At 32.3% G+C, this 7,743-nt stretch carries 5 protein-coding genes and 1 tRNA gene; 5 read left to right on the top strand and 1 reads right to left on the bottom strand.

Going from position 1 to position 7,743, the window contains the following annotated elements; all coding sequences use genetic code 11:
* The first annotated feature begins 374 nt into the window (after positions 1–374).
* The 5 genes from Q8L85_01250 (at position 375) to Q8L85_01230 (ending at position 5,979) form a co-directional block, all read left to right on the top strand.
* Positions 375–1,148: an RNA methyltransferase gene (locus Q8L85_01250; GenBank protein ID MDP1723313.1), complete on the top strand. Its 774-nt coding sequence runs from the start codon at positions 375–377 to the stop codon at positions 1,146–1,148.
* A 163-nt stretch (positions 1,149–1,311) separates the two neighbouring features.
* On the top strand, positions 1,312–2,886 hold the full coding sequence (locus Q8L85_01245; GenBank protein MDP1723312.1) for an MFS transporter: 1,575 nt from the start codon (positions 1,312–1,314) through the stop codon (positions 2,884–2,886).
* A gap of 317 nt (positions 2,887–3,203) precedes the next feature.
* On the top strand, positions 3,204–5,096 hold the full coding sequence (locus Q8L85_01240; GenBank protein MDP1723311.1) for a hypothetical protein: 1,893 nt from the start codon (positions 3,204–3,206) through the stop codon (positions 5,094–5,096).
* Positions 5,097–5,197: 101 nt separating this feature from the next.
* Positions 5,198–5,285, top strand: a tRNA-Leu gene (locus Q8L85_01235).
* 55 nt (positions 5,286–5,340) lie between these two features.
* Positions 5,341–5,979: a hypothetical protein gene (locus Q8L85_01230; protein ID MDP1723310.1), complete on the top strand. Its 639-nt coding sequence runs from the start codon at positions 5,341–5,343 to the stop codon at positions 5,977–5,979.
* A 190-nt stretch (positions 5,980–6,169) separates the two neighbouring features.
* On the opposite strand, the gene Q8L85_01225 is transcribed toward Q8L85_01230, so the two are convergent.
* A complete protein-coding gene (locus Q8L85_01225) occupies positions 6,170–7,735 on the bottom strand; it encodes a hypothetical protein (protein ID MDP1723309.1) in 1,566 nt (521 codons plus the stop codon).
* Positions 7,736–7,743: the final 8 nt, after the last annotated feature.

Below are 7,743 nucleotides of genomic sequence, written 5' to 3'. Positions count from 1 at the left end.
AGGTAGAGAAGCCCTTAAAAAGGGATTACATATTTTAAAAAAATCATTTAATAACATATTAAAATTGCTTTATCAAATGATAGTAACCGTTCATTCAGAGGCTTGCCCCTTTGAGTGAATTTCGTGTGGATCTCTCAGGATCAAGCCGCGGGACGTAGGAAGGGGGGTGGTGTTTATACTTATGGATAATGATATGGAAGCAGGGACGTAGGAGGCGCAGATGTTAAAATTGCATTCATCTTGAATAGTTACAAAATTATTGTATAAAACAAAAACATGTTTTTTTAAACGAAAAATGATCATTGCTAAAAGCAATTATTCTTGACCTAAAATAATTCTTCATCTATATTTATTGCTCTTTAACTTAAGGGCATATGATGGCTGGCACTGACTCAACGCGTCCCTCTACATTAGGTGGGCCTAGTATTATTTTGATTGATCCTCAATTAGATGAAAATATAGGGACAGTTGCACGTGCAATGCTTAATTGTGGGCTCAATGATTTGCGTCTTGTAAGGCCACGTGAAAATTGGCTAAATGATAAAACGCGTGCCTCTTCTTGTGGTGCCGATATTGTTTTAGATCAGGCGCGTATTTGTGCAACAACCCAAGATGCTATCCATGACCTTAACCACGTTTATGCAACAACAGCGCGTGGTCGTGATATGGTGCGATGGGTATTTACTCCACGTGAAGCAGCCTTAGAAATACGAGATTATGTTCTTATTGAGGAAAAATCGGGCATTTTATTTGGTCCTGAACGTGCAGGTCTTCAAAATGAAGATATTTCACTTTGTGATAAACTTATTCGTGTACCGCTAAACCCTTCTTTTTGTTCACTTAATTTAGCGCAAGCTGTATTGCTTATTGGTTATGAATATTATCAGGCAAGTGATCAGACAGAAGGTAAAAGGCTTGTGCGTGCAGGACACAAAAAAGCAGAGAAAAACTTATTACTAAATTATTTTCAGCGGCTAGAATTTGCACTTGATGATGCAGGCTTCTTTAAAGTTGAAGAAAAAAAAGAGTTGATGCTTCAAAAAATTCGTGCTGTTTTTGAGCGAACTGAATTAATGGAGTTTGAAGTTCATCTTTTGCATGGTATATTGACGGCACTTACTGTTGCACCACATAAACCAAAATGCTAAGAAGTGATTGTTGTGTCTCAAAAAAATAAAATTATCTTTTCAGTTTTTCAATTCTATTTATCATGGAATTTGAAAAACACCATTCACATGATATATTGACCATAGATATCTGTTACTCTAAATAGACAAAAATTTTAAAAACAATAAAACTATAGAGATTATCATGCCTCAACAAAATGAAGCCACCTTTTCTATCTTCCAATTTTACTTGACCTTGTTTTCAATTGGCACGCTCGTGATGCTGTTGAATATCGAGTTTTCCGCTGTTAATTTAGCGCTTGTGCCTATTTCGAAAGATATAGACGTTAATTTAAATGACCTTCAATGGGTTTTAAGTAGTTACATCCTAGTTTGGGCAGCGCTTGTCGTGCCTGCCGGACGATTAGCCGATCTTTATGGCAAAAAATTGATGCTCATCATAGGCATATTGACTTTTATGATTGGCTCATTTGTGTCAGGTATCGCAAATCACATTGGTCCCTTGATTATGGGGCGTATTATTCAAGGGATTGGCGCTGCCATTTTATCAGCACCTGCTTATGGTATTATATTTTCATCTGCTCCTGCACGTTTGCAAGGGACTGCTATGGGTATAGTCGCAGGTATTGCAGGTTTTGGACTTGCAATAGGGCCTAGTCTTGCAGGATACATTATTAAAGATTTTAGCTGGCGCTGGATTTTTTATATTAATGTACCTTTAGGTGTTTTGGTTATTACTGCTATTTTTTATCTTGTGCCAAAATCACAAAACGGTAAAAGTCACGGTAAAATGAATTATGGCACTTCCTTACTTTTAATTTTAGGACTTGCTGGATTTGTTTTTGGGCTCAATCAAATTGAAGTATGGGGTTATAAACATAGTCTTTTATGGATTATTCTTATAGGCTCTTTATGTCTTTTGGGGATATTTTATAAACTCGACCAACGATCTGTGCATCAAACTTTACCCAAATCTTTGCTTCACCATAAAACATATCGTGCGACATTAATTACGATGATGTCATTGGCGTATATTTTTGCCCTTACCCTTTTCATGGTTTCTCTTTATTTGCAAAGCACCTTACGTCTTTCGGCCTACGAAGCGGGTATTGCGCTTATGTTCTTTTCTGCAAGTTATGGAATATTGTCACCTATTGGTGGTAAAATTACGGATAAATTTGGCATTCAAATACCCTGTGCTATCGGTGTTTTATGTCTTGCTGCAGGCTTAAGTTTATTGGGTTTTTCGTCTGAAAAATCAACACTTTTATTCCTTGCTTTCCCGCTTTTGTTGTTAGGAATAGGCTTGGGCATTACTTTTCCTGCCATTAATACGGCAATGTTTAAAACAGTGCCACCTGCATTGATGAATACAGGGTCAGCTTTGTTTACAATGGTGATGATGCTTGGGAATACAATTAGTGTGATCGCTTCATCGTCACTGCTTGTTTTTTGGAGCGATTTTAAATTAAAAGGCTTGCTTGAGAAAGCAAATATTACATTAACGCCAGAACATTACGATATTCTGCTTAAAGTTATCTCAAAAGCTGAACATACTAAAGACCAATTACAAGGCTTCAATGAAAAAGAAATCCCAACATTGCTTTCAATCATTGATCAGGCCTTTGTAAAAGGGTTTCATCTTAACATGTGGATTGGTGTTTTTATGGCTTTTGTAGCGCTTTATTATATAATGCGTTATTTTTCAGCAAATGCTTTTCAAAATCAAACGTCAACGCCTATTATGCCGGTACACTAATTTTTAGTCGTGCGTTATTGCGTTATATGGACAGATTTAATAAAGATCTGTCCGTTTATGCGTCATTAGTTTTAAGTGGTTTGAATGCTTAAAAGTATTAAATAAGTTCTAATTTTAATAAAAATTAAATATAAGTAAGTGACATTGATGATCTATAAATATGTATTGTGATTTTTAAAATTGAATCTTATAATTAATTTTACATAACAATAATAAGACCCTCGTTAAATCAAAAAGTTTAACATAAACATACTTTTATGTTTGTTTATAACATAAAAATGTAACTAAATAACTTAAAATTAATCTTGGGAGAAGTCATGTTGAAAAAAATTTGCGCGTTGTATTTTATGTTACTTTTCCTATGCAATCCTTCTGTTTTCGCGACTTTAAAATATGATATTTTTAATATTAAAAAGAATCATAACATTTATTGGACCGATGAAAATGAAAACAAATTACCTATAAATTTTAGTATTGATGATATCGCGACTTTTAAACATGTTGGAAATGAATCTTATGTTTTATATATTGAAAAAAATTGCAACGATAATGATACAGGCATAAAAGAAAAAATTAATATAAAATTTCAACTCAATAAATTAGATAGCAATATAAAAATTTTTGTGCAAGATAGCATAACAGATAGTAAATTAAATATTCACGTTAGCGAGCATGATAAAAATTCATTTTTAATAATTGATAACCAAGATGAATATAATATCCATTTTGATAGAAATCCAATACATCCTGTTTCAATTATATTTAAATCGATCAATCCGGATGAGTCTGAAAATGTCGATCCTATTGATCTTTCTTTTTCTATTTTTAAAGTAAAATCGCAATTAATGGCACCTAAAAAATCATCAAAAAATCGAAGAAAAAGACAAAAACAAAGAGAAAAAAGGCGATTGTTAAAAGAACAAGCATCTTCTCATGCAAATGTTCCTGTACCGCCACCACCACCTCCATTATTAGATTTATCTATACGTAAAACTTATCAACCTATTGTTAAAAAAGAAAAAAAACAAACTGATACGTCGAAACAAATGGTGAGTTCAATAGAACTTCAAGAACAGTTTGATAAATTAAAATCTGCAAAAGACCGTGAATTACCACCTAAAATTCAGGATGTATCTGATTTTAATTTATTTGATGCTTTAAAAAATGGTTTAGATAGTTTTAGGCAAAAAATTAAAGAAGACGAAAGCGATAAAACGGAAAGCTATAGTGATTTTTCGCTTCAAAGCACTTGTAACACTTATTCATGCTTATCCTATACTTTTGTATCAGCTATGTCAGCTATGAAGAAAGATGATGCAGAAAAATATAAAAAAGATGATGACACAGATAATGACGAAGTTGAAGACTTTGCCCAAGATGAAATTGAAGATTTTGTTCTCGTCGAAGACGATGAAATAAAACAAGTTCAAGCGTTAAAATGTACTGATTGCCCAAAACCTATTCAGCAACTCGATAATGACGCTGAAATAATTGCTGTTGATTTGTACGGCGGTGGATTACCACAACAAAATCAAACAACAAATGGATATGCTTTTGATGCAATCACTCTTTATCAAACAGAAGAATCAAGCAAAGATTTAAGTGATCATGCGGAAAGTAAGAAAAAAACTGGATTAAGAGGCATCTTAAAAAAAGCTGGAACGGCTAAATCAAAAATTGTTGGTATATTAAAAAATACAAAAAAAGAAAAACCTGTAATACAAGATGAGACATTACGGGATGATGTTGTCGTTACACCAAGACGTTTATCAGTAACGCATATGCGCAATATTTTTGAGACGCCCTCTGGATCAGTATCAATGGCTAATTCTCCTCCCAATGCTTTACCTAAAAGAATGCTATCTGAACGACCCAGATATTCATCTATAACGCATTTAAACGCGCCGTCTAATGAACCCAAAGATAAATTACTCGGCTTTGATGAAGATAAAATACTTCAAAAAAGAACATCTGTTAAAGACCTTAAGGCTTTATTTGAAGAACAACCAAGCGAATCACTCCGTTCAAAACCTGCATTGCCCCGAAGCGTTTCTTTTCAAAATATAAAACAAGTAGATGATGACACCTCATCTAAGAAATCTTTAGGATTGAAAAGAAAAATTTTTATGAAATCTACATTACATAAAAACGATTCAAAATCTTTAGAAGGTCAAAAATCTAAAACGCCGTTTATAGGAAAAGAAAACTAACAGATTGAGAAAAAAAGTTTTTTAAGTTTTTTCCTTAAAAAAGCTTGAATGTAAGCTCAAATTTTGCTAAATAATGTCAGGGCGTTAAATCCCTAATAAAAGCGGTCGTGGCGGAATTGGTAGACGCGCAGCGTTGAGGTCGCTGTGAGATAGCATCTCGTGGAAGTTCGAGTCTTCTCGACCGCACCATTCTCGAAGTTAAGCAATCAAATATATTTTAAGAGATTTTAAAGTGAAAAATTGTGTGAAGCTATTTTTATGTAGCGTTTATTTTGCTGTTTTTTCCACCTTTGTTTTCGCTGTAGAAATATCAGAAGATAATTTTGATCAATTTTTCAATAATTCTTATAATGCGTGGTTTTTAAATCGTGAATATTGGGAAACTTCAATAGAAAACAAAAAAGAAAAAATATTAATGCTTGATGTTTTTCTAAATGAAGAAGAAATAGATTTTTTACAAAAATTATTTCCTAATATTACAATATTAGTTATTCGTGTAGATACAAAAAATTCTTTTTTTCATGAAGACGAGCTTTTTTTTGGCGAACTTGATTGGGATGTTGATGAGGGTTTGAATATTGTTGATAATAAAAAACAATCTGAATTTACATCTATTCAAATAGAAAAATTATTAAATATTTATCCATCTATTACAACATTTCACTTTATAAATAAAAATGATATTCAAATGTGGTTAAATAATTTTGAATTTTTTAAAAAATTAACGCATTTAAACATTGAAACAGATACATTAACAAATGAACAACTTCATAAATTATCCAATTTAGAATTAGAATTTTTTAGATTGATCTATACATTACCAAGTACCAATATAAAAATTTTAGATAAAATGAATTGTCGTAAAGAAGTACAAAAAAAATAATTACTTTGGACATAAAATTTTTTAATAAATATTAGATTGTATGTTTTTCGTAATTTCTTAATCCTTCTATATAATGCCCCCATAAAATAGAACAGTAGCCAAAGGAGAGATTCAGCCTTAATGTTCTTAATTTTGGGGGGCGCTATATAATGTGACTTTAACTTTTTATGATAAAAAAGATTTAGAGTTTCTAGCTTGAAGATAATTCCATACATTCAGCTGGATCTAGAATTTGATTTAGCCACTCCTCAATAGCTTCATCAGAATCTTGTTCTTTTAATGTTTCTAGCATTAATTCTTTTTTTATTTTAATATCTTGCGCATCTTTTTCTAAAGAATAGGACCAATCATCCTCAGATATATAAAAATCTTTTTCTTTTAATGTTTCCGTTATTAATTCCTTAATTTTTTTTATAATTTCTCTTTTTTTTTCTAAGATGATTTCTTTTTCTAATGCTTTTTTCAATTTAATCATTATTTTTCCACTACTACCATTACTAGTCATATTAAGTAGCTGTATATATTCTTCATTTTCTAACAAAAACTCTAGTGTAATTTTATTAAACAATTCAATAATTAAATCTTTTGCAGATGTCGTTTTAATGTCGGTATTACCAATATCATTTCTAGCTGATTCATCACATTGTTCGAATGTTGTTGAATTGGGTTGAGCTAAAGGAAGCGTAGATAATTTTGTTATTGCTTTCGGTTGTGCCAAATTCAGTTGCACCAAAGGAAGTGTAGATGAATTTGCTATTGGTTTTGGTTGCGCCAAAGACGGTTGCGCTGGTGGTGAAATTCTGGACGAATTTGTTGTTGATTTGATCTGCGTGGAGGGAAGTGCAGATGAAATTGTTTGGGCTAAAGGAGGGGTATTTCTTGATTGTATGGGTAAGTTTGATTGAGGCGAAGAAAGTACATTTTTTGGTAGAGGTTGATTTTGTGTGATAGGGTATGTCGTTTGAGATTCTTCAGATGGATATGTACCGGGATAATATGTTTGAAAATGCAATGGGGTACCACTTTCTTGGTAAAGTGCAACTGCTTGAGTACAAGATATAAATTCTAATGGGTTAGTTTGCTGTTTTGTTCTATGTTGTTTAGGCATTTCTGGATTGTAATGATGGAACGGACGATCTTGTGGTTCAACAGCTTCACTGTGCCATTGCAATTGGCGGGCAGTTCTTGATGCTAGTATATTTGGGTTATTAAAATGATTTTGTTGTTGAATGGGAAAATGCGGGAGCGTTGGTATGTGCGCTCTAGTATTTTGTTGTATTGTTGGCTGTTGCTGAATATCAAAACTGCCGTTTGATTTTGTACTACCACAAGTTGCGCTTCGTTTTGCTTGTGTTTCATTTTGAGATGAATCGATGCTTCTTTTCTTTGATTGAGTTTTTTGAGATTTAAATTGGTATTTTCTTGCTTCTTCGTGATATTCAAAAATTCTTAAAATTTTATGATCTGTAGAAAGTAGACAGGGATTTTGAATAGGGTATTTTTTGTTGCCAATATAAAAAATTGTATGCATTATTCCATTATGCAATTCCTGATTTATTTCAATTCGCTGTGCAGAGAAAGACTCAATTTTAACATGAGATCCTTTGTTGCTTATATTCATACCCGTTTTACAAAAATTAATTTTATACCCATTGATATCAATTTGAATTATTGCTTCATTTACATCCCTCAGCGTAATTGTTGCATCCACAACATATGTAAAAAATAATGCAAATACCATAATAATTTTTTTCATTTTAGTAA

The organism is Alphaproteobacteria bacterium (assembly GCA_030680745.1).
Lineage (GTDB): Bacteria > Pseudomonadota > Alphaproteobacteria > JAUXUR01 > JAUXUR01 > JAUXUR01.
Note: the sequence above shows the minus strand (reverse complement) of the source record. Positions and strands in the feature narration are given on the sequence as shown.

Bases quoted from the DNA above. Each gene is read 5' to 3' on its own strand.
- Q8L85_01225 (MDP1723309.1), bottom strand. From the start codon at position 7,735: ATGAAAAAAATTATTATGGTATTTGCATTATTTTTTACATATGTTGTG.
- Q8L85_01250 (MDP1723313.1), top strand. From the start codon at position 375: ATGATGGCTGGCACTGACTCAACGCGTCCCTCTACATTAGGTGGGCCT.
- Q8L85_01240 (MDP1723311.1), top strand. From the start codon at position 3,204: ATGTTGAAAAAAATTTGCGCGTTGTATTTTATGTTACTTTTCCTATGC.
- Q8L85_01245 (MDP1723312.1), top strand. From the start codon at position 1,312: ATGCCTCAACAAAATGAAGCCACCTTTTCTATCTTCCAATTTTACTTG.